Source organism: Escherichia marmotae (genome assembly GCF_002900365.1).
Classification (GTDB): domain Bacteria; phylum Pseudomonadota; class Gammaproteobacteria; order Enterobacterales; family Enterobacteriaceae; genus Escherichia; species Escherichia marmotae.
Map to the genome: position 1 here is coordinate 4,302,569 of NZ_CP025979.1, position 24,957 is coordinate 4,327,525.

The following is a 24,957-nucleotide window of genomic DNA, read 5'->3' on the forward strand; positions in this document are numbered from 1 at the left end:
CAATTTTTCCTGGGGGATAAATGAGCGCGGGAAGCCCAAAATTCACCGTTCGCCGTATTGCGGCTTTGTCACTGGTTTCGCTATGGTTGGCTGGCTGTTCTGACACATCGAATCCACCGGCACCAGTCAGTTCCGTTAACGGCAATGCACCTGCAAATACCAATTCAGGTATGTTGATTACGCCACCGCCGAAAATGGGGACGACGTCTAAAACGCAGCAACCGCAAATTCAGCCGGTACAGCAGCCACAAATTCAATCTACGCAACAACCACAAATCCAGCCGGTGCAGCCTGTCACTCAGCAACCGGTGCAAATGGAAAATGGGCGTATCGTCTACAACCGTCAGTACGGGAATATTCCGAAAGGCAGTTATAGCGGTAGTACTTATACCGTGAAAAAAGGCGACACACTTTTCTATATTGCCTGGAGCACCGGTAACGATTTCCGCGATCTCGCCCAACGTAATAATATTGAGGCACCATACGCGTTGAACGTAGGTCAGACTTTACAGGTTGGCAATGCTTCTGGCACGCCAATCACTGGCGGAAATGCCATTACCCAGGCGGATGCAGCAGAGCAAGGAGTTGTGATCAAGCCTGCACAAAATTCCACCGTTGCTGTTGCGTCGCAACCGACAATTACGTATTCTGAATCTTCGGGTGAACAGAGTGCTAACAAAATGTTGCCGAACAACAAGCCAACTGCGACCACGGTCACAGCGCCTGTAACTGTACCAACAGCAAGCACAACCGAGCCGACTGTCAGCAGTACATCAACCAGTACGCCGATTTCCACCTGGCGCTGGCCAACTGAGGGCAAAGTGATTGAAACCTTTGGCGCTTCTGAGGGAGGCAACAAGGGGATTGATATCGCAGGTAGCAAAGGACAGGCAATTATCGCGACCGCAGATGGCCGCGTTGTTTATGCCGGTAATGCGCTGCGCGGCTACGGTAATCTGATTATCATCAAGCATAATGATGATTACCTGAGTGCCTACGCCCATAACGACACAATGCTGGTCCGGGAACAACAAGAAGTGAAGGCGGGGCAAAAAATAGCAACCATGGGTAGCACCGGAACCAGTTCAACACGATTGCATTTTGAAATTCGTTACAAGGGGAAATCCGTAAACCCGCTGCGTTATTTACCGCAGCGATAATTCGGCGGAACCAGGCTTTTGCTTGAGCGTTCCGTCAAGGGATCACGGGTAGGAGCCACCTTATGAGTCAGAATACGCTGAAAGTTCATGATTTAAATGAAGATGCGGAATTTGATGAGAACGGAGTTGAGGTTTTTGACGAAAAGGCCTTAGTTGAAGAGGAACCCAGTGATAACGATTTGGCCGAAGAGGAGCTGTTATCGCAGGGGGCCACACAGCGTGTGCTGGACGCGACTCAGCTTTACCTTGGTGAGATTGGTTATTCGCCACTGTTAACGGCCGAAGAAGAAGTTTATTTTGCGCGTCGCGCACTGCGTGGAGATGTCGCCTCCCGCCGCCGGATGATCGAGAGTAACTTGCGTCTGGTGGTAAAAATTGCCCGCCGTTATGGCAATCGTGGTCTGGCGTTGCTGGATCTTATCGAAGAGGGTAACCTGGGGCTGATCCGCGCGGTTGAGAAGTTTGACCCGGAACGTGGTTTCCGCTTCTCAACATACGCAACATGGTGGATTCGCCAGACGATCGAACGGGCGATTATGAACCAAACCCGTACGATTCGTTTGCCGATCCACATCGTAAAGGAGCTGAACGTTTACCTGCGAACCGCACGTGAGTTGTCCCATAAGCTGGATCACGAACCGAGCGCGGAAGAAATCGCAGAGCAACTGGATAAGCCAGTTGATGACGTCAGCCGTATGCTTCGTCTTAACGAGCGCATTACCTCGGTAGACACCCCGCTGGGTGGTGATTCCGAAAAAGCGTTGCTGGACATCCTGGCCGACGAAAAAGAGAACGGTCCGGAAGACACCACGCAAGATGACGATATGAAGCAGAGCATCGTCAAATGGCTGTTCGAACTGAACGCCAAGCAGCGTGAAGTGCTGGCACGTCGATTCGGTTTGCTGGGGTATGAAGCGGCAACACTGGAAGATGTAGGTCGTGAAATAGGCCTCACTCGAGAACGTGTTCGCCAGATTCAGGTTGAAGGCCTGCGCCGTCTGCGTGAGATTTTGCAGACTCAGGGGCTGAATATCGAAGCGCTGTTCCGCGAATAAGCAAGCATCTGTCAGAAAGGCCAGTCTCATATGAGGCTGGCCTTTTTCTTTGTGTGCCGGGCATGTTCAGCAGCTCGGGGGTGAAAGTCCCCTGTCCAGCCTGATGGTGGCGAAGGACTAGCGAAGCGCAAGGGCGTCGTCGTGAGGCGGGGTCTGAAGGAAGCGTGAAGCAAATCCATGACCTGACGAACAGAAATCCGATACGAGGCCTACCCGGTTGGCGGAGCAAGCAAAGAATTGCGAAGGCCATAACCATCAAGAACCGGGGTGGTAAATCGGACAGGTGTGTGGTGAAGGCGGCTGAACTTACCCCGGGAGGCCTGTCCGTCGTTCTGTATCCAGAACTGAGCGTACCGTAAGGGGCGCTGACCGGCGGACAGGAGTCAGCAGAGGGCATAGTAGGGCATGACACCCGAAGGCCCGAACGGTAATGAGTGACGAGTATCAACGGAGGTTCTGAACGGTCATGCAGCAGAAAACGCATCGCGACCCTGAGGCCGGGGAACGGGGTGAAGCCCCGAACGCCGCCCTTCCGGGGGCTGAAACCGTGCAGGCACCGACGAACAGAGAAAGTCCGTCGTCAACAGTGTGGCTGATGGAAGCCATTTGTGAACCAGTCAATCTCAGGCAAGCCCTGAAAAGAGTTAAAGCCAACAAAGGTGCAGCGGGAGTCGATGGTATGCGCGTAAGCGAACTGCCGGACTACCTGAGGCACCACTGGCCAGAGCTGAAAGCGCAACTGCTGTCCGGCAGATACCGCCCATCTCCTGTGAGAAGAGTGTCCATACCGAAGCCCGGCGGCGGCGAACGTCTGCTGGGCATCCCGACGGTGGTGGATCGCTTCATCCAGCAGGCGATGATGCAGGTATTGCAGGCACAGTGGGATAGCTCGTTCAGCGACAACAGCTACGGGTTCCGTCCCGGTCGTTCGGCCCACCAGGCAGTGATACAAGCCCGGGAACATATCGGGGCCGGGTATCACTGGGTGGTCGACCTCGATCTGGAGAAGTTCTTCGACCGGGTAAATCACGATGTGCTGATGAGCCGGATAGAGAAACGAGTATCGGATAAACGGGTGTTGTCACTTATCCGCAGGTTCCTGAATGCAGGGGTGATGGACGCAGGTCTGGTAAGGCCGGTGACAGAAGGAACGCCGCAGGGCGGCCCACTGTCGCCGCTGCTATCGAACCTGCTGCTTGACGACCTCGACAAGGAACTGGAGAAACGTGGTCTGAAGTTCGTGCGGTACGCAGACGACTGTAATGTCTACGTGAAAAGCGAACGGGCAGGCAACCGGATCATGGCGGGGTTGACGCACTGGCTGAGCCATAAACTGAAGCTGAAGGTCAACGCGAAGAAGAGTGCTGTAGCACGCCCTGAAACGCGCAAGTTCCTTGGATACAGCTTCATAAGGGGGCGGAAGGTATGGTGCGTGGTATCGCCGGAGTCGATAAAACGGTTCAAAATGCGGATAAGAGCACTGACCGGACGCAACACAGGGAGAAGCCTTGAACAGCTAACTCAGCCGCTAAGACGATATCTGACGGGCTGGAAAAGTTACTACGGGCTGAACCAGAGGCCATCGCTGATGCGAGAGCTGAACGGATGGATAAGGCGCAGGCTGCGAAGCATACTCTGGAAACAGTGGAAAACGGGCCGCAACCGCTTCAGGGAGTTGCGCAGTCGAGGCGTAAGCAAGGACCTTGCGGCGCAAACAGCAGGAAGCTGCCATAAAGAGTGGCGGATAAGCTGTAGTCCGGCACTGAATATAGCACTCCCCAATAAGCTGTTCTCCAGACTGGGCCTGCCAGAAGTATAGGCAGGCGACGATCAACATAACCGAACCGCCGTATACGGCCCCGTACGTACGGTGGTGTGGGAGGAAGCTGATCGTGAGATCAGCTCCTATCCCGATTGTTTGGGGAGTTGGTGTATTTTGTCGAGCCTGTTTAAGATTCTGTGTAAATGCCTTTTCTCAGAAGTGACCGTCCAGGCGGTCACCGAACTCGATAATAAAGCGGCTCATTGCCATTCGCCAGTCCTTCAACGGCATCGTCCATTTCTGGGACGCAGACTGGATTGCCAGCCACACCACTTTTTTCACCGAGTCGTCTGTCGGGAACACTTTACGCTTTTTGAGCGCATGGCGGATCACGCTGTTTAGCGACTCGATGGCATTCGTCGTATAGATCACTTTGCGGATGTCCGTTGGATAAGCGAAGAACGTGGCAAGATTCGGCCAGTTAGCCTGCCAGCTTCGGCTTATCTGAGGATAGCGACAGTCCCAGGCCGCAGCGAACGCTTCCAGTGCCTGCTGGCCTGCCTCTTCCGTGGGAGCCTGATAAATCGCTTTCAGGTCGCGAGTGACGGCTTTGTAGTCCTTCCATGACACGAAGCGCAGGCTGTTGCGCACCATATGCACGATGCATAACTGGATGCGGGCCTTCGGATATACTGTGTTGATGGCATCCGGGAAGCCTTTCAGGCCATCCACACAGGCGATGAGGATATCGTTCAGACCGCGGTTTTTCAGTTCAGTCAGCACATTGAGCCAGAACTTCGCCCCTTCATTTTCGGCCAGCCACATACCCAGCAGTTCTTTCTGACCTTCGATATTGATGCCCAGTGCCAGGAACACCGATTTGTTGATGACGCGACTGTCCTGCCGAACTTTCAGGACGATACAGTCAAGATAAACAATGGGGTAAACAGCATCCAGTGGTCGGTTTTGCCATTCTACAACCTGCTCCATCACGGCATCGGTAACCTTTGATATCAGTGCCGGTGAAACATCTGCGTCATACAGTTCTTTGAACGCAGCAGCTATCTCACGGGTGGTCATCCCTTTGGCATACAACGAGAGGATCTGGTTATCCATCCCGGTAATACGGGTCTGATTTTTCTTTACCAGTTGTGGTTCGAAGGTACCGTCACGATCGCGCGGAGTACGCAGTTCCAGTGGACCGTCGCCTGTGATAACGGTCTTTGTGGAAAAACCGTTGCGGGAGTTAGCTCCTGGTCTGGACTGATTTTTCTCATACCCAGGATGGTGTGTCATCTCTGCATTGAGAGCGGCTTCAACGCTGAGCTTTTTCAGCAGCCGATCAAACTGACTGAGGTCTTCAGGGGTTTTGAGGTTTTTGGCCAGTTCGTTAGCCAGAGCCTGTAACTGTTTTTCGTCCATAAATTAACCTTCATTTGATGCTGGATTGAACATATCAAAATCAGGCAATTACACAAATCTATGTACAGGCTCGATATCCCACCTTATCGAACAGGCGAAACAGCCACGGATAATTGATCTCGCCATCGTCTGGTTCATGTCGGTCAGGCAGTCCGGCAATTTGCACGTGGGCATATTTCCCAGCGTAATCGCGGATTAAATGCGTCAGGTCGCCATCTACTTTTTGCGCATGGAAGGTATCCAACTGAATAAACACATTATCGCGAGCGACCTCTTCAACAATTGCCAGTGCCTGATACTGACTGGAGAAGAGATAACCAGGTTTAACGGCTGGGCTGAGTGCTTCAACCAAAACTCGCTTGCCGTGCGGCGCAAAGCTATCGGCAGCGTAGCGGAGATTATCGATAAACACTGCCCGATACCGTTCAGCGTCTTCGCCTGCGGGCACTACTCCTGCCATCACATGAACTTGTTCGCAATTGAGCGCCAGCGCATATTCCAGAGCCAGATCGATGTCCGCGCGAGCTTCGTGCTCACGTCTGGGAAGGGCGGATAATCCCCATTCACCCGCATTAACATCCCTAGGAGCGGTATTGAACAGCGCCAGCGTCAGATGGTTTTGCGCCAGTTGTTGCTGGATTTGCTGGATGGAATAGTCATAGGGAAACAGAAATTCCACGGCATCAAAACCAGCTTTTCGCGCTGCGGCGAAGCGTTCAATAAAAGGCACTTCGGTGAACATCATGGATAAATTAGCTGCAAAACGAGGCATTGCATTAACTCCTTAATTCCGCAATTTCATCTGCGGTCAGATAGCGGATCGGGCGGTCGCTGAGAATAAAAATTAGCCTGGCCGTTTCCTCCAGCTCTTCCATATTGTTGGCAGCTTCTTGCAGGCTTTCACCGCAAACCACTGGGCCATGATTTGCTAACAAAAAGGCCTGATGATTTGCTGCCAGTTCCGCCAGATCCTGTGCGATGCGTTTATCGCCCGGGCGATAATAGGGCACCAACGGGACGTTCCCCATCCGCATCACCACGTACGGTGTGAACGGACGAATAACGTTACTGCTGTCCAGCCCTTGAAGGCAGGAAAGTGCCGTCGACCACGTACTGTGCAAATGCACGACAGCTTTACAGCGCGGATTATTGCGATACAGCGCCAGATGAAAGAGCACTTCTTTTGAGGGTTTGTCACCACTTAGCCATTCGCCATCCGCGGTGACTTTGGAAAGCCGCTGCGGATCGAGATTACCCAGGCATGAACCTGTCGGCGTTGCCAGTAAATTCCCGTCAGGCAAAAGCAGCGACAGATTGCCAGCCGAACCGGTGGCATAGCCGCGCTGAAAGAACGAACTGGCAATCCGCGTCATCTCTTCTCGCAAAGACTGCTCTGCTTTTGCGAAATCGCTCATGGTAGAAACTCTCTTTGGGCTCGTGAAAAAAAGGCTTCGTCACCGAAATTGCCGGATTTAAGGGCCAGTGAGACAGGTTTATCCAGTGCGTTAACCCACGGCACACCGGGGGAAATTGTTGAGCCAATATGGAACCCTTTTATGCCCAGACTCTGCGTGACCACTCCGGAAGTTTCACCGCCTGCGACAATAAAACGTGTTACACCTTCCGCCGCTAACCTGGCAGCCAGTAGCGAAAACAGCGCTTCCACTGCCTGGCTGGCTGGCTTTTTGTGCGCCATATTGCTGTTGAATAGCGGCCAGCGCGTCGGTGCTGGCGGTGGCAAAAACCAGCGGAGCAAGTTCACTTTCCTGACTCAGAACCCATTTCGCCAGTTCGTGTGTATAAGCGACCAGTGTTTCTGTTGTGAGACAACGTGCCACATCAACTTCACGGGCTGGCGCAATCTGACGGTAATGTGCCACCTGGCAATTGGTCATTTGTGAGCATGAACCGGAGAGCACTACGCCGCGCCCTGCGAGTGGACGCCCTGCTTCGCGTGCCTGGTTACCGTTTTCTTGCGCCCACTGCCGGGCCAGACCTATCGCAAGGCCAGAACCGCCGGTTACTAATGGGGCATCACGCAAGGCTTCACCCTGAATTTCCAGATGGCGTTCGGTCAGGGCATCAAGCACCGCGTAGCGATAGCCCTCTTGCTGTAAACGGGCCAGTTCCTGACGCATGGCTTCCACACCTTTTTCGAGAATATGCGCCGAAACGACGCCGCAGCGCCCTGTGGATTGTGCTTCAACCAGACGCGGAAGGTAGCTGTCGGTCATAGGATTTACTGGATGATGCCGCATCCCGGATTCGGCCAGCAGTTGATTCATCACGAACAAATAACCCTGATAAACCGTGCGCCCGTTGACTGGCAGAGCCGGGGAAAAGACCGTAAACGGCGTGTCGAGTGCATCCATTAATGCATCAGTCACCGGGCCGATATTGCCTTTCTCAGTACTGTTGAAAGTGGAGCAGTATTTGAAGTAGACTTGTTTGCAACCTTGTTGTTGCAACCAGCGCAGAGCCGCCAGCGATTGCTGTGTGGCTTCTGCCACCGGGCAGGAGCGAGTTTTCAGACTGATCACAACGGCATCGATTGCTTCCGGCATTTCCCCTGTCGGGACACCGTTGATTTGCACCGTTGGCAGACTATTTTCCACCAGAAAACTGGCGATATCCGTCGCGCCGGTAAAATCATCAGCGATAACGCCAATCTTGATCATGATTTCGCTCCCGGTAGAGTGATGCCAGAGAAAATCTTGATGACTGCGCTGTCGTCTTCTTTTCCGTAACCTGCGTTGCTGGCGCTGGTGAACATATTCAACGCTGTTGAGGCCAGCGGCAGCGGAAAGTGCAGGGCTTTAGCGGTATCAGCAACCAGCCCGAGCTCCTTCACAAAAATATCTACGGCAGAATGCGGGGTGTAATCGCCATCCACCACATGGCGCATCCGGTTTTCGAACATCCACGAATTTCCGGCGGCATTGGTTACGACGTCATACATTACATCCAGTGGGATCCCCGCACGGGCAGCAAGTGCCATCGCTTCGGCCCCGGCAGCAATATGCACGCCAGCTAACAACTGGTGGATAATTTTTACTGTCGAACCCAGACCCGGCTCTGCACCAATGCGATAAACTTTTCCGGCGACGGCTTCCAGCACGGGGGTCAGGCGTTCAAAGGCAAGATCACTACCGGAGGCCATAACGGTCATTTCACCGTTAGCGGCTTTTACCGCGCCACCAGAAACTGGCGCATCCAGCATTTCCAGATCGAACGCAGCCAGAGCAGTGGCAATTTCCTGCGCATCAGCACTGGCGATAGTGGAAGAAACCATTACAGCCGTGCCGGGTTTCAGATGCTGTGCAACGCCTTTATCACCAAACAGTACTTGTTTGACCTGGGCCGCATTTACCACCAGCACCAGCAGAGCATCCAGTTTTTCGGCAAACGTCGCGGCGTTATCGGAAACCCCGCAAGCGCCAGCCTCTTTCAGCGTAGCGCAGGCATTGGCGTTCAGGTCTGCGCCCCAGGTAGAAAGACCCGCGCGGACACACGACAGCGCCGCTCCCATCCCCATTGACCCTAAACCAACGATACCGACATGAAACTCAGATCCCGTTTTCATCTGCTCTCCTTGTTAATTTAAGTGATATTTTGTTTGATGTTGTGAATATAAGCGCCAGGCGATAACGATATGGTGAGCTGATTCACAAAAATTAACATGGCGTGTTATTTTATGTGAACTAAGCGATAGTTGCGTTGCGCACGTTTCGCAGGCAAATAGCGTAGAATGTCCGCAGGACAAAGGAAGGAGCAAAAGTTGATACCCGTAGAGCGTCGCCAAATCATCCTTGAGATGGTAGCTGAAAAAGGCATTGTCAGTATTGCTGAACTGACGGACAGAATGAATGTGTCACATATGACCATTCGTCGGGATTTGCAAAAACTGGAGCAGCAGGGCGCTGTTGTGTTGGTGTCCGGAGGTGTCCAGTCGCCGGGACGTGTGGCGCATGAACCTTCTCACCAGGTAAAAACTGCGCTGGCAATGACGCAAAAAGCGGCTATTGGCAAGCTGGCGGCAAGTCTCGTTCAGCCGGGGAGTTGTATCTATCTGGATGCGGGAACGACCACGTTAGCGATTGCACAGCATTTGATTCACATGGAGCCACTCACTGTTGTCACCAACGATTTCGTTATCGCAAACTACTTGCTCGACAACAGTAATTGCACAATTATTCACACTGGTGGTGCAGTTTGTCGGGAAAACCGTTCCTGTGTCGGAGAAGCCGCCGCGACCATGCTGCGCAGCTTGATGATTGATCAGGCTTTTATTTCTGCATCGTCATGGAGTGTGCGGGGGATCTCTACGCCAGCGGAAGATAAAGTCACGGTGAAACGGGCGATTGCCAGTGCCAGCCGCCAGCGGATTCTGGTCTGTGATGCCACGAAATATGGTCAGGTGGCGACATGGCTGGCGTTACCGTTAAGTGAGTTTGATCAGATCATTACTGACGGCGGTCTGCCGGAAAGCGCTAGCCGCACGCTGGCGAAGCTTGATCTCTCTTTGCTGCTGGCGAAAAACGAATAATGGCCTGAAATAAAACCGGGATACTCATGCTTCACAGAGGAAGCATGAGATTACTTTATTTTATAAAACGATAACCGTCCGCTTTTCGGTGAGCCGGTATCAATATAAATCTGGTTAGCGAACGTCTGAATGTTATCAAACATCATATGACCAAAGATAAAGCGGTCGGCACCGTTTATTTTTTGTGATTCGCCTTTAAGCGATTTCTGCACGCGATCAACAGGCCAGAGTAATTCACTTTCCGCTATTTCTTTACCAAACTGATATTTATCTCCTGGGTAATCCGCATGTGCGATGATATATTTTATATTATCGTTATCTAATTCAATAATATGGGGAAGATGATGAAAACGAAGCAACAGATCTATTGCCTCTTTTTGTTCCGTCTTATTTAAATCGAAAAACCAGTCACCGCCACTGGCCAGCCACATATTGCCATCGCCAGTCGCGAATGCATCAAGAGCCATCGCTTCGTGGTTGCCCTTAACAGAGGTAAACTAGGGATGGTTTAACAGGCGTAGTACGTTAAGACTCTCCGCCCCACGATCAATATTATCGCCTGTAGAAATAAGTAAGTCTGTTTCGGGACAAAAAGATAATTGATGTAAGCGGGATTGTAATAATTGATAGTCACCATGAATATCACCAACGGCCCATATATGGCGATAGTTATGAGCATCAATTTTTTGATAGCGGGTGGTAGACATTTGCATAGACTCAAAATTATAGCAATGTATTATTATACCCGACCAGAGTGTCGAAGTCTTTGGAGTAATAAATTACAAAAGGATGTTTTAAGATGCTTAGATATTTTTATGCTTTCCTGTTAGCTTTCTGTTTTTTTACATCTAATGTACAAGCTGCTTCTATAGAAGAAATAAATCGTTTTGAAAAACTTATAACTGAAGGTGATGTAGTTAAGTGTACAACAGATTTCAGTGTGACGGAGAATAACGAAAAATATCAACTTAGCATTTTGGGAATAATGAAAGTCATTTACTCGGTAGAAAATGAAAAACGCTACCACACGACACAATATTATCGTTTAAATGGTTCCACAATATCCTTTGTCCGCCATGAGATGGATATCATTGTTACTCATGAAAAATCGAAGATAAAAGAAGAGATTGTACCTGACAGTGTAAAGGTATTTTATCCGTTAGCACCAGAGCAAGAAGCGATCTTAGCAGAAGCTGCACGGAAAACTGCCCCCGTGTTTATTGATCATGAGGATATCACATTTACGACATTTCCTGATTACCAGGTGAAAGTGAAATATCCCTCTATTTCAGATGTGGTGACTCAGTATTGCCGGGTGCAAATGAAAAAGTAGTGAATCAACCCGACGGCATAGTGCCGTCGGGAATATCAGGTTTACACCAGACTCTTCAACCGATAAATCCACTCCAGCGCCTGACGCGGGGTCAGTGAATCTGGATCGAGATTTTCCAGTGCTTCGACTGCTGGCGAGGTTTCTTCCGGTAATGACAGCAAAGACATCTGCGTACCATCAACCTGCGTAGCGGCCGCATTAGGTGAAATGCTCTCCAGCTCACGCAGTTTCTGCCGCGCGCGCTTGATTACCTCTTTTGGTACGCCCGCCAGCGCAGCAACCGCCAGACCGTAGCTCTTACTTGCCGCGCCGTCCTGCACACTGTGCATAAAGGCAATCGTGTCGCCGTGCTCCAGTGCATCAAGATGCACGTTCGCCACGCCTTCCATTTTCTCTGGTAGCTGTGTCAGTTCGAAATAGTGGGTGGCAAACAGTGTCAACGCTTTAATCTTATTCGCCAGATTTTCCGCACACGCCCACGCCAGCGACAGACCATCGTAAGTGGACGTCCCGCGACCAATCTCATCCATCAACACCAGACTGTACTCGGTGGCATTATGCAGAATATTGGCGGTTTCGGTCATTTCCACCATAAAGGTTGAACGCCCGGAAGCCAGATCATCCGCCGCGCCGACGCGGGTGAAGATACGGTCAATCGGACCAATTTCCACGCTTTGTGCCGGTACATAACTGCCGATATAGGCCATCAGCGCAATCAACGCGGTCTGGCGCATATAGGTACTTTTACCGCCCATGTTCGGACCGGTAATGATCAACATGCGGCGCTGTGGCGACAGATTCAGCGGGTTAGCGATAAACGGCTCATTCAGTACCTGTTCAACCACCGGATGGCGACCTTCGGTAATGCGAATACCGGGTTTATCAATAAAGGTCGGGCAGGTGTAGTTCAGGGTATAGGCACGTTCTGCCAGGTTAACCAGCACGTCGAGTTCTGCCAGTGCGCTCGCACTCTGTTGCAACGCTTCCAGATGCGGCAGCAGCAGGTCAAACAACTCTTCATAAAGCTGTTTTTCCAGCGCCAGTGCTTTGCCTTTTGAGGTGAGGACTTTGTCTTCGTACTCTTTCAGCTCCGGAATAATGTAGCGTTCAGCGTTTTTCAGCGTCTGGCGGCGCATGTAGTTAATCGGTGCCAGATGGCTTTGCCCACGGCTGATTTGAATGTAATAGCCGTGCACCGCGTTAAAACCAACTTTCAGCGTGTCCAGGCCGGTACGTTCACGCTCGCGGACTTCCAGACGCTCCAGATAATCGGTCGCGCCGTCAGCCAGCGCGCGCCACTCATCCAGCTCTTCGTTATAGCCCGGTGCGATAACACCACCGTCGCGCACCAGTACCGGCGGCGTGTCGATGATTGCCCGCTCCAGCAGATCGCGCAGTTCGGCAAATTCGCCCATTTTCTCACGCAGCGCCTGTACCGGTGCACTATCGACAGTTTCTAACTGTGCGCGCAGTTCCGGCAGTTGCTGGAAGGCGTGACGCATGCGAGCAAGATCGCGTGGGCGAGCGGTACGTAACGCCAGTCGTGCCAGAATACGCTCCAGATCGCCCACCTGCCGCAGTACCGGCTGTAATTCGGCGGTGAAATCCTGCAATGCGCCGATGGTCTGCTGGCGCTCAAGCAACACGCGAGTGTCGCGCACTGGCATATGTAGCCAGCGTTTCAGCATACGGCTACCCATCGGCGTGACGGTGCAGTCAAGCACGGAAGCCAGCGTATTTTCCGCGCCACCCGCCAGATTCTGGGTGATTTCCAGATTACGGCGCGTCGCAGCATCCATAATGATGCTGTCCTGCTCGCGTTCCATCGTGATAGAGCGGATATGTGGCAAGGTTGTGCGCTGGGTATCTTTTGCATACTGCAACAGGCAACCAGCGGCACAAAGACCGCGTGACGCATTTTCAACACCAAAACCTACCAGATCGCGCGTGCCAAATTGCAGGTTTAACTGCTGGCGCGCGGTGTCGATTTCAAACTCCCACAGCGGGCGACGGCGCAGGCCGCGACGACCTTCAATTAACGACATTTCAGCAAAATCTTCTGCGTACAGCAGTTCCGCCGGATTGGTGTGTTGCAGTTCTGCTGCCATCGTTTCGCGGTCAGCCGGTTCGCTCAGACGAAAACGCCCGGAACTGATATCCAGCGTCGCGTAACCGAAACCTTTACTGTCCTGCCAGATAGCTGCCAGCAGGTTGTCCTGGCGCTCTTGCAACAGGGCTTCATCGCTGATAGTACCCGGCGTGACGATACGGACAACTTTGCGCTCAACGGGCCCTTTGCTGGTCGCCGGATCGCCAATCTGTTCACAAATAGCGACGGATTCGCCCTGATTTACCAGTTTGGCAAGATAGTTTTCTACCGCGTGATAGGGGATACCTGCCATCGGGATTGGCTCACCCGCGGAAGCGCCACGTTTAGTCAGCGAAATATCCAGCAGTTGCGACGCCCGTTTCGCGTCGTCATAAAACAGCTCGTAAAAGTCACCCATCCGGTAGAACAGCAGGATCTCCGGATGCTGTGCTTTCAGCTTGAGATACTGCTGCATCATAGGCGTATGGGCTTCGAAATTTTCTATTACACTCATGGAGTTAGGTCCGGTTCCCTGATGTTAAATGTGGTGTGATGGTTTTTATTTTCGTTGTAATCACATAAGGCGCACATGATACCGGAGTTAATCATTTCAGGGGAAGACGCGAACGGTGAGTTCTTGATGCTGGTTCCGGGAAAGATGCTGTTTTGCAGCTTTTGCGTGTTGATTATGAAAACATTGCGTTGGTTGAAGAAACCTCCTCCTTCAGAGCCATAGTCCCCTTTAAAATTAAGTTGTAATATAAATGCACCTTAAGAGTGTGGAGGCAGCATGTCCGGCAAGCGTATCTCTCGTGAAAAACTGACGATTAAAAAAATGATCGATCTTTATCAAGCGAAATGCCCGCAGGCGTCAGCGGAGGCGGAGCATTACGAGGCGTTGTTTGCTTATGCGCAAAAACGGCTGGATAAATGTGTGTTTGGCGAAGAGAAACCGGCCTGTAAGCAGTGTCCGGTGCACTGTTATCAGCCTGCGAAGCGTGAAGAGATGAAGCAGATTATGCGTTGGGCGGGGCCGCGAATGCTGTGGCGTCATCCGATCTTAACCGTGCGTCATCTGATTGATGACAAGCGTCCGGTGCCGGAACTGCCAGAAAAATATCGCCCGAAGAAATAAATTTGCCGGAGGAGTTTATATTCTCCGGCAAATACGGCGCTTACGCTTTGGTCGCAATCAGGATTGCTGATGCCTTGATCAACGCAATAACGCGCGAGCCAGCGGTGAGTTTCATCTCATCCTGGCTTTCATTTGTTACCACCGCCACAATTTCAAAACCCGCATCCGTTTTGATATGGACAGTGGCATTCACTGCGCCTTCGGTGATTTTCGACACGCTGCCAGCAAACTGGTTGCGAGCGGAGAATTTCAGTCCACAGTCTTCCGTTGCCAGCGTTACCCACGGGGCTTTAATCAGGGCAATCGCTTCTTTCCCTTTTGCCAGCCCCAGGGCTTGCTGGCTGCTGTGGGTCACAATCGCCACCAGCTTAGCGCCACCTGCCAGCGTCAGTTCTACTTCATCATTCACCGCGCCCATTGCTACTGCGCTAACGGTTCCGGTTAATTGATTTCTTGCTGAAACGGCCATACTGCCTCCTTTCATTGAATGTTGACTGAGTATAACTAAATCTGTCAAACCAATGCCGCTTTATCAATTCCCAGCCGTTTCATCCGTGACAGCAGGGTGGTGCGTTTTAGCCCCAGACGTTGTGCAGCTCCTTTCGGCCCCGCGACTACACCATTGGTCTCTTTCAGTACACGGACAATCAGTTGATATTCATCTTCACCTTCCTGGGCGACGACCGTCGCGGCAGGCGGCGTTTCAGGTTCCGGTAGTGAGATATCGGGTAAAGAGAGTTGTAGAACGTTACCGCGAGTCAGCAGCACCGCGCGCTCAATGACATTTTCCAGTTCGCGGACGTTACCCGGCCATTCCATGTTACTCAATATGCGCAGAGTCTCGGCTGGAATACTGTCAATATTGCGCCCCAGACGGCGGGCTATTTTGAAGGTGAAGGCTTTCGCCAGCAGCGGAATATCTTCCGGACGCTCGCGTAGCGGTGGCAGATGAATCGGGAAGACATTCAGGCGGTAATAGAGATCGCTACGGAACTCACGGTCAGCGACCATTTTTTTCAGATCGCGGTTAGTCGCGGCGATTAAACGCACGTCCGTCTGAATAATTTTGTTGCTGCCGAGGCGTTCAAACTCCTGTTCCTGCAACACGCGCAGTAGCTTCGGCTGTAACTCCAGCGGCATATCACCCACTTCATCGAGGAACAGCGAGCTTTTATCCGCCAGTTCAAAACGACCGATGCGCTGGGTGCTGGCACCAGTAAAGGCGCCACGCTCATGACCAAACAGATCGCTTTCCAGCAATCCGGCAGGCATGGCGGCGCAGTTCATTTTCACCATTCGACGACCGTTTCGCTCACTCAGATTGTGAATTGCGCGGGCTATCAGCTCTTTTCCTGTGCCAGTTTCACCAAGAATGAGTACGGTGCTGTCGCTTTGCGCCACCATCTCAACCTGTTTGAGCACGCTATACATGGCTTCGCTGCGACCAATAATCTCGCCAAATTCACTATCCACATTGTTGAGTTGTTCTGTCAGGGCGAGGTTTTCATCAACCAGCCGCTCTTTCAGACGGTGGATTTCTTGGTAGGCAAGAGCATTATCCACGGCAATCGCCACACGTTCGGCAATCTGGCGCAGTAAACTCAGGTTGGTGGTGGTAAAGGTTTTCTCTTCACACTGTGCCAGTTTCAATACGCCCAGCATGGTATTACCAGACATCAATGGTAGCAGGCACAACGTCTGGATCTGGTTTCCCCAGGTGTCGAACAGCATGCGTTCGTAGGGGGCTAAATCATCTCGTTCGTGGAGATTAATCAGCAGCATCTCTTTGCTTTTAAATACGCGCTCGGTGAGGGTTCCGGCCTCATCAACTTCACTCTGTTCGTGAGTGGGATGCTGTTTATCAAGATAATGAGTGGAGTAAACGTTGAGTTTGTTTTTACGATGACTGCGTAAGACGATACTGATATCGTCGATATCGAAGTAGTAGTGGATCTCTTTCGCCACTTCGCTGACCAGTTCGTCCATGTCCAGGCGGGAGAGTACCGCATTGGTGATGGCGACCAGAATGCGGAAGTTATCCCGTTCCCGACATAACAGTTCGTAGTCGACGTTGTTGATGACGCGGCTCTGAATTTGCTCGGTGACAACAGAAACAATCTGCGTAAATGTTTGCAGGCGATTGAACTCTTTTTCGCTCCACGGGCGATCGTCATAACGAATAAATTCACAGCCACCAAAAATATGCCCTTCCGCTGCCTGTGGCATCAGGCAATAGTGACCAAATTTGGGATATAAACCGCTTGTGGCCAGTTGTGGCCAGGTTTCACAAAATTCTTCGTAGCTGCAATGCAGCGTATCAGGACGCGACAAAATGCTGCGCACCGGCCCATGCGCCAGAACGGTTTCGTCTTCGTATTTTATTGGGGTTTCTTTGTCACGCGACGCGTAATAAGTCGCACGTTGAGTCTGCGCTTGCCACAACACAATCGCCGCGTTGTCAGCGAGCGCAGAACGCTTTACCAGTTGCGAAAGAGCCTCACACAGCGAGGCCAGATCGGGCTGCTGCAATAGTGTCCGAGTGATGTCGAACAACCCTTGTTGCCCGAGATCACTCATCGGTGTATACGACATGTTGTTCTTCCAGGAAAGCACCGCTAAGCGGTGCAAAAGGTAAATGACAAATTAAAGGAGCTTTAGATTTTTATTAGCATATACGAGGCAGCGGTTCGGCGTGTGGTAGATCGAGAGTTCGTTTCACACCATAAAGCCCTGCAAGACGAACACCTTTACGTTCCACCACTTCGCCAATTAACGCAGCATCCTGTCCCAGTGGATGGGAATGCAGCGCCGCCAACACTTGCTCTGCCGCGTTACGCTCTACGGCGATCACCAGCTTGCCTTCGTTGGCAAAGTTGAGGGCATCCAGTCCCAGCAGTTCGCAAACGCCGCGCACGGCAGGTTTAACCGGCAGTGCAGCTTCTGAAAGTTCAATACCGCAACCGCAGGCTGCCGCGAATTCATGAACCACCGCGTTCACTCCACCGCGGGTGGCATCGCGCAGCGCCTTCACGCCGGGAATGTCACGCAGTGTCTGAATCAGAGGCGTCAGCACTGCACAGTCGCTGACCAGTTCGCCATCCAGCCCCAGTTGCTCACGCAGGTTAAGGATAGTTGCACCGTGGTCACCGAGCGTACCGCTAACCAGCAATACATCGCCTGCGGTCAGAGTTTGTGCGCCCCAGTGAATATTCGCCGGGATCGCGCCCATTCCTGCGGTGTTGATAAACAATTTGTCTGCAGCACCGCGTTGTACCACTTTGGTATCGCCAGTCACAATGGCAATGCCAGCCGCGCGGGCGGTTTCTGCCATGCTGGTGACGACCGCTTTTAGCGTCTCCATCGGCAACCCTTCTTCAAGGATAAAACCACAGGAGAGATAACGTGGAATTGCGCCGCTGACCGCAACGTCATTCGCCGTACCACAAATCGCCAGCTTGCCAATATTGCCACCAGGGAAGAATAGCGGGTCAATGACGTAGCTGTCGGTGGAGAAGGCCAGACGGTCGCCTTCCGCCACCAGTTGCGCCAGGTCAAGACGTGCCTGATCTTCCTGTTCCGCCAGCCACGGATTGGCAAAAGCTTCCATAAACAGGCTATTGATTAATTGCTGCATCGCCTGGCCGCCGCTGCCGTGGGCGAGTTGGATATTATTCACGCTTCACTCTCCTGCTGACGATACTGATACCACGCTGCACAGGCTCCTTCGGAGGAAACCATCAGCGCACCGAACGCGGTTTGAGGATTACAGGTGTTCCCAAATAACGGGCATTGATGCGGCTTACATTTGCCCGTCAATACTTCGCCACAGCGCGCGCGCGGATCATCGCAAACCTGCTGCGGAGCCGGGCGGAAATGCGCTTCAGCGTCAAACCGCTGATAGTCCGGCGTCAGGTGCACGCCAGAAGATTCAATCACGCCCAGTCCGCGCCATTCGCTGTCACCGTTAACGCAGAACACATCAGCAATCGCCTGTTGCGCCAGCAGATTACCGGCATCAGGTACTACCCGGCGATACTGATTCTCTACCTTGCTGTGAGCCGCTATTTTCTGCTCTACCAGCATCACTACGCCTTGTAGTAGATCAAGTGGTTCGAATCCAGCGACCACCAGCGGACGATGAAAATCGCTGGCGATAAAATTATAGGCGTCGGTGCCGATAACCATACTGACGTGGCCCGGCGCGAGGAACGCATCAATGCCATTGTCGGGTTGTTCCAGCAAACTGCGCAGAGTCGGGATCAGCGTAATGTGCTGGCAGAAGAAGTAAAAGTTCTGCACATCGCGGGCTTTCGCCTGTTGCAGAGTGATGGCGGTGGTCGGCATGGTGGTTTCAAACCCTAAGCCGAAGAACACCACTTTGCGGGTTGGGTTCTCCTGCGCCAGTTTCAACGCATCCATTGGTGAGTAGACAATACGCACATCGGCACCGCGCGCTTTTGCCTGTAGCAGCGACCCCTGTTTACCGGGTACGCGCATGGCGTCACCAAAGGTACAGAAGATGACTTCCGGATGGCTGGCAATTTCTACGCAAGTGTCGATTCTGCCCATCGGCAGTACGCACACCGGGCAACCCGGACCGTGGATAAACTCAACGTTTTCCGGCAGCAACTGGTCGAGACCGAATTTAAAGATGGCGTGGGTATGGCCGCCGCATACTTCCATAATGCGCAGTGGGCGCTCGGCGGTGTAAGAGAGATGTGAAGCACGTTCGCGCAGATGTTCAATTAACTGCATCACCTGTTCCGGCGCGCGATATTCATCAACAAAACGCATTATTTTTCCTCGCCATACAACAGCGCGCCGACATCCGGCTCAACGTCAAACATATTTTGTAAGGCGTCGAGGGTGTCGCGCGCTTCGGCTTCATTAATTACGCTCATGGCAAAGCCAACGTGAACCAGTACCCACTGACCCACGCGTGGCTGACCGTTTTCATCGCAACTGCCGACTAACGTTAAATCGACATCGCGTTGAATGCCGCAGATGTCGACCTTCGCCTGGTTGCCGTCAATGGTGCGAATCTGGCCGGGAACGCCTATGCACATCGCTGTGTCTCCAGCCAGTTCAACCACTGGTCCATCCCTTCGCCGCTGGTGGCGGAAATCAGGATGATTTCAATTTCTGGATTGACTTCGCGGGCGCAGGCGATGCATTTCTCAACGTCGAAATTGAGATACGGCAGCAGATCAACTTTGTTGAGCAACATCAGCGAGGCAGCGGCAAACATATGCGGATATTTCAGAGGCTTATCTTCACCCTCAGTGACCGAGAGCACCGCCACTTTGTGTTTTTCACCGAGATCGAAGCTGGCCGGGCATACAAGATTGCCAACGTTTTCGATAAACAGAATACCGTTATCGTCTAATGGCAGACGCGGTGCGGCGTCGGCAATCATCTGTGCGTCGAGATGGCAGCCTTTACCGGTGTTTACCTGAATTGCCGGTGTGCCGGTAGCGCGAATGCGCGCGGCGTCGTTAACTGTCTGCTGGTCACCTTCGATAACCGCACACGGAACGCTATCTTTCAGGCGCATTAAGGTTTCGGTCAGCAGCGTAGTTTTACCGGAACCAGGGCTGGAAACCAGGTTGAGCACCAGTTGGTTGCGGGCAGCAAAGCGTGCGCGATTGCGTTCAGCCAGACGGTTATTTTTGTCCAGCACGTCAATTTCCACTTCCAGCATCCGACGCTGGCTCATGCCCGGCGCGTGAGTGCCTGCTTCCCCGTAACCGTAATGCAGGTCGCCTTCTTCAGTCTGGCTGGGGGTAAATTCAGGCGCTTTAATGCCGGTGATTTTCATTTTCGGGCGTGCTGCCGGGGCAAAAGGCGCGCTACGAAACGCGGAATGAGGGTTATGTTCATCACCCTCGATATACAGGTTGCCTTCACCGCAACCGCATGTTGTACACATCGCTCACTCCTGGTCTATTTCTATCCGCCGAATCTGTAAACCGTCGTCTGCCACAATGCGCAGCATGTCGCCATGACACTGTGGACAGCGGCGGACGCGCTGGGTCAGTAGCGTCACATACTGTTGGCATGTTTCACACCAGCATTCGGCCTCTTGTTCTTCGAGGTGCAGTTTACAACCTTCCGCCACGCTGCCGCGGCAAACCAGATCAAAACAAAAGGCAAGAGAGCTGGTTTCGACACAAGAAAATGCGCCAATTTTGAGCCAGACCCCAGTTACGCGTTTTGCGCCATGCTTTGCGGCCTGCTGTTCGATCAATTCCAGTGCCCGTTGGCAGAGGGTTATTTCGTGCATATCGCCTCCCATTAACTATTGCCAGCTATAAGCAATAATTGTGCCAGCGTTGATTATCGCTGCGGTGAATAATGTCGATGATGTCGAAATGACACGTCGACACGGCGTCGAAATTCAGTGGAATCATAAAAAATACTTAAATAACAACAGATTAAAAATTGGCACAAAAAATGCTTGAGGGCGGGCATCTCTGTTAAACGGGTAACCTGACAATGACTATTTGGGAAATAAGCGAGAAAGCCGATTACATCGCACAGCGGCATCGTCGCCTACAGGACCAGTGGCATATTTACTGCAATTCGCTGGTTCAGGGGATCACGTTATCAAAAGCGCGTTTGCATCACGCTATGAGCTGCGCGCCAGATAAAGAACTCTGTTTCGTTCTTTTTGAGCATTTTCGAATTTACGTCACCCTCGGGGATGGTTTTAACAGCCACACCATCGAGTACTACGTTGAAACGAAAGACGGCGAAGATAAACAGCAGATTGCACAGGCTCAGTTGGGCATTGACGGCATGATTGATGGCAAGGTCAACATCCGCAATCGCGAACAAGTGCTGGAACACTATCTCGAAAAAATCGCTGGCGTTTACGACAGCTTATACACCACCATTGAAAACAATACCCCGGTGAATTTAAGCCAACTGGTAAAGGGACAAAGCTCGGCAGCATGAGCTGAGGCTTTGCCTGTGTTGCAGGCGTCATGCCTGTTTGGGGATGGGCGTGTCGATGAGTGTCGAAAATGACATTTCATCGGCATGTTTTCGTCAAAAATGACAATCACCTGAGGAATGCCTGGTGAATCGTTTTGTAATTGCTGACTCCACGCTCTGTATCGGCTGCCACACCTGTGAAGCAGCCTGTTCAGAGACGCATCGCCAGCACGGCCTGCAATCTATGCCGCGCCTGCGAGTGATGCTGAATGATAAAGAATCTGCACCGCAGCTTTGCCATCACTGCGAAGATGCGCCCTGTGCGGTGGTCTGCCCGGTTAACGCTATCACCCGCGTTGATGGCGCAGTCCAGCTTAATGAAAGTCTGTGCGTAAGCTGCAAACTGTGCGGCATTGCCTGTCCGTTTGGCGCAATCGAATTTTCCGGCAGCCGTCCGCTGGATATTCCGGCAAACGCCAATACCGCGAAAGCGCCACCGGCACCGCCTGCTCCGGCGCGTGTCAGCACGTTGCTTGACTGGGTGCCGGGTATTCGCGCAATCGCCGTCAAATGTGACCTCTGTAGTTTTGATGAACAAGGTCCGGCCTGCGTGCGGATGTGCCCGACCAAAGCCCTGCATCTGGTGGATAACACCGATATCGCCCGCGTCAGCAAGCGTAAGCGTGAGCTGACTTTTAACACGGACTTTGGCGATCTCACCTTGTTTCAGCAGGCTCAAAGTGGAGAGGCTAAATGAGCGCAATTTCACTGATCAATAGCGGCGTGGCGTGGTTTGCCGCCGCCGCTGTTCTGGCATTTCTCTTTTCTTTTCATAAGGCGCTAAGTGGCTGGATTGCCGGGATTGGCGGCGCGGTCGGTAGCCTGTACACGGCTGCTGCAGGGTTCACCGTGCTGACTGGCGCGGTCGGCGTGAGCGGTGCGCTGTCGCTGGTGAGTTTTGATATCCAAATTTCCCCGCTTAACGCGATTTGGCTGATTACCCTTGGTCTGTGCGGCCTGTTTGTCAGCCTCTACAACATTGACTGGCATCGCCATGCGCAGGTGAAATGCAACGGCTTGCAGATCAATATGTTGATGGCTGCCCCCGTGTGCGCTGTCATCGCCAGTAACCTGGGCATGTTCGTGGTAATGGCTGAAATCATGGCCCTGTGCGCGGTGTTCCTCACCAGTAATAGCAAAGAGGGCAAACTGTGGTTTGCGCTGGGGCGTCTTGGCACTTTACTGCTGGCGATCGCTTGCTGGCTGGTGTGGCAGCGTTATGGCACGCTGGATTTGCGCCTGTTGGATATGCGCGTGCAACAACTGCCGCTCGGTTCCGATATCTGGCTGCTTGGCGTGATTGGCTTTGGCCTGCTGGCCGGGATTATCCCACTGCATGGTTGGGTGCCGCAGGCTCATGCCAACGCCTCTGCGCCAGCGGCAGCGCTGTTTTCCACAGTAGTGATGAAAATTGGCCTGCTGGGTATTTTAACTCTGTCGCTGCTGGGGGGGAACGCACCGCTGTGGTGGGGGATTGCGCTGCTGGTGCTCGGCATGATCACCGCGTTCGTCGGCGGTCTGTATGCACTGATGGAGCACAATATCCAGCGTCTGCTGGCTTACCACACGCTGGAAAATATCGGCATTATCCTGCTGGGGTTGGGCGCTGGTGTAACGGGTATCGCGCTTGAACAACCGGCGCTGATTGCCCTTGGCCTGGTCGGTGGTCTGTACCATCTGCTTAACCATAGCCTGTTCAAAAGCGTACTGTTCCTCGGCGCGGGTAGCGTCTGGTTCCGTACTGGTCATCGCGATATCGAAAAACTGGGCGGAATTGGCAAGAAAATGCCGGTTATCTCCATCGCCATGTTAGTCGGGCTGATGGCAATGGAGGCGCTGCCGCCGCTGAACGGGTTTGCCGGTGAATGGGTTATCTATCAATCCTTCTTCAATCTGAGCAATAGCGGCGCGTTTGTTGCCCGTCTGCTGGGGCCGCTGCTCGCTGTGGGTCTGGCAATTACCGGTGCGCTGGCGGTGATGTGTATGGCGAAAGTCTATGGCGTAACCTTCCTCGGCGCACCGCGTACCAAAGAAGCCGAAAACGCCACCTGTGCGCCGATCCTGATGAGCGTAAGTGTGGTGGCACTGGCGATTTGCTGCGTGATTGGCGGTGTTGCTGCGCCGTGGCTGCTGCCGATGCTGTCTGCTGCTGTACCTCTGCCGTTGGAGCCTGCTAACACCACCGTTTCTCAACCGATGATCACGTTGCTGCTGATTGCCTGCCCGCTGCTGCCATTCATCATTATGGCGATTTGCAAAGGCGACCGTCTGCCGTCGCGTTCCCGTGGCGCGGCATGGGTGTGTGGCTATGACCACGAAAAATCAATGGTGATTACTGCTCACGGTTTTGCCATGCCGGTGAAACAGGCGTTTGCGCCGGTGCTGAAACTGCGCAAAGTGCTGAATCCGGTGTCGCTGGTGCCGGGCTGGCAGAGCGAGGGAAGTGCGTTGCTGTTCCGCCGGATGGCGCTGGTTGAACTGGTGGTACTGGTGGTGATTATTGTTTCACGAGGAGCCTGAGAATGAGTGTTTTGTATCCGTTAATTCAGGCGCTGGTGTTATTTGCCGTTGCGCCGCTGCTCTCCGGTATTACCCGCGTGGCGCGCGCCCGTCTGCATAACCGTCGCGGACCAGGCGTGCTGCAGGAGTATCGCGACATTATCAAACTGCTGGGTCGCCAGAGCGTTGGCCCGGATGCCTCTGGCTGGGTGTTTCGCCTGACGCCGTATGTGATGGTGGGCGTCATGCTGACTATCGCCACTGCGTTACCGGTAGTGACCGTCGGTTCTCCGCTGCCGCAACTGGGTGATTTGATCACCTTACTGTATCTCTTCGCTATCGCGCGTTTCTTCTTTGCCATTTCCGGTCTGGATACCGGTAGCCCGTTTACCGCTATCGGCGCGAGCCGTGAAGCGATGCTGGGTGTGCTGGTTGAGCCGATGCTGCTGCTTGGGCTGTGGGTCGCCGCACAGGTTGCCGGTTCCACCAACATCAGCAACATCACCGACACCGTTTATCACTGGCCGCTGAGCCAAAGTATTCCACTGGTGCTGGCGCTCTGCGCCTGTGCATTCGCCACCTTTATCGAAATGGGCAAACTGCCGTTCGACCTGGCGGAAGCCGAGCAGGAGTTGCAGGAAGGGCCGCTCTCTGAATACAGCGGTAGCGGCTTTGGCGTAATGAAATGGGGTATCAGCCTGAAACAACTGGTGGTGTTGCAGATGTTCGTCGGGGTGTTTATCCCGTGGGGACAAATGGAAACCTTCACCGCCGGTGGGCTGCTGCTGGCATTGGTGATTGCCATCGTCAAACTGGTGGTCGGTGTACTGGTTATCGCGCTATTCGAAAACAGCATGGCCCGTCTGCGTCTTGATATTACTCCGCGCATGACCTGGGCTGGTTTTGGCTTTGCATTTTTAGCGTTCGTCTCCTTGCTGGCGGCGTGATTAAAGAGAGTTT

General features: G+C 52.9%; 21 protein-coding genes and 4 pseudogenes. 11 read left to right on the top strand and 14 right to left on the bottom strand.

Translation table 11 applies throughout. The annotated features are described in order from the left end of the window. The first annotated feature begins 65 nt into the window (after window positions 1–65). The 3 genes from nlpD to ltrA all read left to right on the top strand — a co-directional run bounded on the left by nlpD (window position 66) and on the right by ltrA (window position 4,034). On the top strand, window positions 66–1,160 hold the full coding sequence (gene nlpD, locus C1192_RS21925; protein WP_306173780.1) for a murein hydrolase activator NlpD: 1,095 nt from the start codon (window positions 66–68) through the stop codon (window positions 1,158–1,160). Between the two features lie 62 nt (window positions 1,161–1,222). Further along, the gene (gene rpoS, locus C1192_RS21930; protein WP_000081550.1) at window positions 1,223–2,215 is read left to right on the top strand and encodes an RNA polymerase sigma factor RpoS; all 993 of its coding nucleotides are present in this window, start codon (window positions 1,223–1,225) and stop codon (window positions 2,213–2,215) included. Between the two features lie 466 nt (window positions 2,216–2,681). Beyond that, complete coding sequence (gene ltrA, locus C1192_RS21935; RefSeq protein ID WP_103194782.1) at window positions 2,682–4,034, top strand: group II intron reverse transcriptase/maturase; 1,353 nt, start codon at window positions 2,682–2,684, stop codon at window positions 4,032–4,034. Window positions 4,035–4,190: 156 nt separating this feature from the next. Here ltrA and C1192_RS21940 read toward each other — a convergent pair whose 3' ends face one another. The 5 genes and pseudogenes from C1192_RS21940 to ltnD form a co-directional block, all read right to left on the bottom strand. After that, window positions 4,191–5,399: an IS256-like element IS1414 family transposase gene (locus C1192_RS21940; protein ID WP_103194764.1), complete on the bottom strand. Its 1,209-nt coding sequence runs from the start codon at window positions 5,397–5,399 to the stop codon at window positions 4,191–4,193. Between the two features lie 70 nt (window positions 5,400–5,469). Beyond that, a pseudogene (locus C1192_RS21945) lies at window positions 5,470–6,171 on the bottom strand (HPr family phosphocarrier protein); the annotation flags it as partial. A 4-nt stretch (window positions 6,172–6,175) separates the two neighbouring features. Then, window positions 6,176–6,814, bottom strand: coding sequence for a 3-oxo-tetronate 4-phosphate decarboxylase (gene otnC, locus C1192_RS21950; RefSeq protein ID WP_001278988.1), 639 nt, complete (start codon window positions 6,812–6,814; stop codon window positions 6,176–6,178). Beyond that, window positions 6,811–8,077: pseudogene (otnK, locus tag C1192_RS21955) on the bottom strand (3-oxo-tetronate kinase). The gene otnC and the pseudogene otnK overlap by 4 nt, the downstream one beginning before the upstream one ends. Next, the gene (ltnD, locus tag C1192_RS21960; protein WP_038355671.1) at window positions 8,074–8,982 is read right to left on the bottom strand and encodes an L-threonate dehydrogenase; all 909 of its coding nucleotides are present in this window, start codon (window positions 8,980–8,982) and stop codon (window positions 8,074–8,076) included. Before ltnD ends, otnK begins: the two are co-directional and overlap by 4 nt. Window positions 8,983–9,177: 195 nt before the next feature. Between ltnD and ygbI the strand changes: the two genes are divergently transcribed. Continuing rightward, window positions 9,178–9,945 (top strand): DNA-binding transcriptional repressor YgbI, encoded by a 768-nt coding sequence (gene ygbI / locus C1192_RS21965; protein WP_016249120.1) that lies wholly within the window; start codon window positions 9,178–9,180, stop codon window positions 9,943–9,945. A gap of 50 nt (window positions 9,946–9,995) precedes the next feature. Here ygbI and pphB read toward each other — a convergent pair. Continuing rightward, window positions 9,996–10,652 (bottom strand): annotated as a pseudogene (pphB, locus tag C1192_RS21970) (protein-serine/threonine phosphatase). A 92-nt stretch (window positions 10,653–10,744) separates the two neighbouring features. Here pphB and C1192_RS21975 point away from each other — a divergent pair. Then, complete coding sequence (locus C1192_RS21975; RefSeq protein ID WP_016249118.1) at window positions 10,745–11,278, top strand: hypothetical protein; 534 nt, start codon at window positions 10,745–10,747, stop codon at window positions 11,276–11,278. A gap of 41 nt (window positions 11,279–11,319) precedes the next feature. On the opposite strand, the gene mutS is transcribed toward C1192_RS21975, so the two are convergent. After that, window positions 11,320–13,881, bottom strand: a complete 2,562-nt coding sequence (gene mutS / locus C1192_RS21980) for a DNA mismatch repair protein MutS (protein WP_038355670.1) — start codon at window positions 13,879–13,881, stop codon at window positions 11,320–11,322. Window positions 13,882–13,956: 75 nt separating this feature from the next. On the opposite strand from mutS, the pseudogene C1192_RS25350 reads away from it, so the two are divergent. Continuing rightward, a pseudogene (locus tag C1192_RS25350) lies at window positions 13,957–14,126 on the top strand (hypothetical protein). A 31-nt stretch (window positions 14,127–14,157) separates the two neighbouring features. After that, window positions 14,158–14,502: a nitrous oxide-stimulated promoter family protein gene (locus C1192_RS21985; RefSeq protein ID WP_038355669.1), complete on the top strand. Its 345-nt coding sequence runs from the start codon at window positions 14,158–14,160 to the stop codon at window positions 14,500–14,502. 40 nt (window positions 14,503–14,542) lie between these two features. On the opposite strand, the gene C1192_RS21990 is transcribed toward C1192_RS21985, so the two are convergent. From C1192_RS21990 to hypA, 7 genes are all read right to left on the bottom strand, one after another. Beyond that, a complete protein-coding gene (locus tag C1192_RS21990) occupies window positions 14,543–14,971 on the bottom strand; it encodes a TOBE domain-containing protein (protein ID WP_001516948.1) in 429 nt (142 codons plus the stop codon). Window positions 14,972–15,015: 44 nt separating this feature from the next. Then, window positions 15,016–17,094 (bottom strand): formate hydrogenlyase transcriptional activator FlhA, encoded by a 2,079-nt coding sequence (gene flhA / locus C1192_RS21995; protein ID WP_038355668.1) that lies wholly within the window; start codon window positions 17,092–17,094, stop codon window positions 15,016–15,018. A 73-nt stretch (window positions 17,095–17,167) separates the two neighbouring features. Next, complete coding sequence (gene hypE / locus C1192_RS22000) at window positions 17,168–18,178, bottom strand: hydrogenase maturation carbamoyl dehydratase HypE (protein ID WP_001059917.1); 1,011 nt, start codon at window positions 18,176–18,178, stop codon at window positions 17,168–17,170. Continuing rightward, window positions 18,175–19,296: a hydrogenase formation protein HypD gene (gene hypD / locus C1192_RS22005; protein ID WP_001212982.1), complete on the bottom strand. Its 1,122-nt coding sequence runs from the start codon at window positions 19,294–19,296 to the stop codon at window positions 18,175–18,177. Before hypD ends, hypE begins: the two co-directional genes overlap by 4 nt. Then, on the bottom strand, window positions 19,296–19,568 hold the full coding sequence (gene hypC, locus C1192_RS22010; protein WP_000334875.1) for a hydrogenase 3 maturation protein HypC: 273 nt from the start codon (window positions 19,566–19,568) through the stop codon (window positions 19,296–19,298). Before hypC ends, hypD begins: the two co-directional genes overlap by 1 nt. Further along, window positions 19,559–20,431, bottom strand: a complete 873-nt coding sequence (gene hypB / locus C1192_RS22015) for a hydrogenase nickel incorporation protein HypB (RefSeq protein WP_038355667.1) — start codon at window positions 20,429–20,431, stop codon at window positions 19,559–19,561. The genes hypC and hypB overlap by 10 nt, the downstream gene beginning before the upstream one ends. Before the next feature lie 3 nt (window positions 20,432–20,434). Next, on the bottom strand, window positions 20,435–20,785 hold the full coding sequence (gene hypA / locus C1192_RS22020; protein ID WP_001516945.1) for a hydrogenase maturation nickel metallochaperone HypA: 351 nt from the start codon (window positions 20,783–20,785) through the stop codon (window positions 20,435–20,437). A 212-nt stretch (window positions 20,786–20,997) separates the two neighbouring features. Between hypA and hycA the strand changes: the two genes are divergently transcribed. The 4 genes from hycA (at window position 20,998) to hycD (ending at window position 24,944) form a co-directional block, all read left to right on the top strand. Then, entirely contained in the window at window positions 20,998–21,459 is a 462-nt protein-coding gene (hycA, locus tag C1192_RS22025; protein ID WP_038355666.1) for a formate hydrogenlyase regulator HycA, read from the top strand. Window positions 21,460–21,583: 124 nt separating this feature from the next. After that, window positions 21,584–22,195 (top strand): formate hydrogenlyase subunit HycB, encoded by a 612-nt coding sequence (gene hycB / locus C1192_RS22030; protein ID WP_001079169.1) that lies wholly within the window; start codon window positions 21,584–21,586, stop codon window positions 22,193–22,195. Beyond that, window positions 22,192–24,018, top strand: a complete 1,827-nt coding sequence (gene hycC / locus C1192_RS22035) for a formate hydrogenlyase subunit 3 (RefSeq protein ID WP_038355665.1) — start codon at window positions 22,192–22,194, stop codon at window positions 24,016–24,018. The genes hycB and hycC overlap by 4 nt, the downstream gene beginning before the upstream one ends. 2 nt (window positions 24,019–24,020) lie before the next feature. After that, a complete protein-coding gene (hycD, locus tag C1192_RS22040; protein WP_001516944.1) occupies window positions 24,021–24,944 on the top strand; it encodes a formate hydrogenlyase subunit HycD in 924 nt (307 codons plus the stop codon). Window positions 24,945–24,957: the final 13 nt, after the last annotated feature.

Coding starts and splice junctions, on each gene's coding strand:
- C1192_RS21975 (WP_016249118.1), top strand. CDS start 10,745: ATGCTTAGATATTTTTATGCTTTCCTGTTAGCTTTCTGTTTTTTTACA.
- C1192_RS21990 (WP_001516948.1), bottom strand. CDS start 14,971: ATGGCCGTTTCAGCAAGAAATCAATTAACCGGAACCGTTAGCGCAGTA.
- hycD (WP_001516944.1), top strand. CDS start 24,021: ATGAGTGTTTTGTATCCGTTAATTCAGGCGCTGGTGTTATTTGCCGTT.
- flhA (WP_038355668.1), bottom strand. CDS start 17,094: ATGTCGTATACACCGATGAGTGATCTCGGGCAACAAGGGTTGTTCGAC.
- ltrA (WP_103194782.1), top strand. CDS start 2,682: ATGCAGCAGAAAACGCATCGCGACCCTGAGGCCGGGGAACGGGGTGAA.
- hycA (WP_038355666.1), top strand. CDS start 20,998: ATGACTATTTGGGAAATAAGCGAGAAAGCCGATTACATCGCACAGCGG.
- rpoS (WP_000081550.1), top strand. CDS start 1,223: ATGAGTCAGAATACGCTGAAAGTTCATGATTTAAATGAAGATGCGGAA.
- C1192_RS21985 (WP_038355669.1), top strand. CDS start 14,158: ATGTCCGGCAAGCGTATCTCTCGTGAAAAACTGACGATTAAAAAAATG.
- hypD (WP_001212982.1), bottom strand. CDS start 19,296: ATGCGTTTTGTTGATGAATATCGCGCGCCGGAACAGGTGATGCAGTTA.
- hycC (WP_038355665.1), top strand. CDS start 22,192: ATGAGCGCAATTTCACTGATCAATAGCGGCGTGGCGTGGTTTGCCGCC.
- hypB (WP_038355667.1), bottom strand. CDS start 20,431: ATGTGTACAACATGCGGTTGCGGTGAAGGCAACCTGTATATCGAGGGT.
- C1192_RS21940 (WP_103194764.1), bottom strand. CDS start 5,399: ATGGACGAAAAACAGTTACAGGCTCTGGCTAACGAACTGGCCAAAAAC.
- otnC (WP_001278988.1), bottom strand. CDS start 6,814: ATGAGCGATTTCGCAAAAGCAGAGCAGTCTTTGCGAGAAGAGATGACG.
- mutS (WP_038355670.1), bottom strand. CDS start 13,881: ATGAGTGTAATAGAAAATTTCGAAGCCCATACGCCTATGATGCAGCAG.
- hypC (WP_000334875.1), bottom strand. CDS start 19,568: ATGTGCATAGGCGTTCCCGGCCAGATTCGCACCATTGACGGCAACCAG.
- ltnD (WP_038355671.1), bottom strand. CDS start 8,982: ATGAAAACGGGATCTGAGTTTCATGTCGGTATCGTTGGTTTAGGGTCA.
- hypA (WP_001516945.1), bottom strand. CDS start 20,785: ATGCACGAAATAACCCTCTGCCAACGGGCACTGGAATTGATCGAACAG.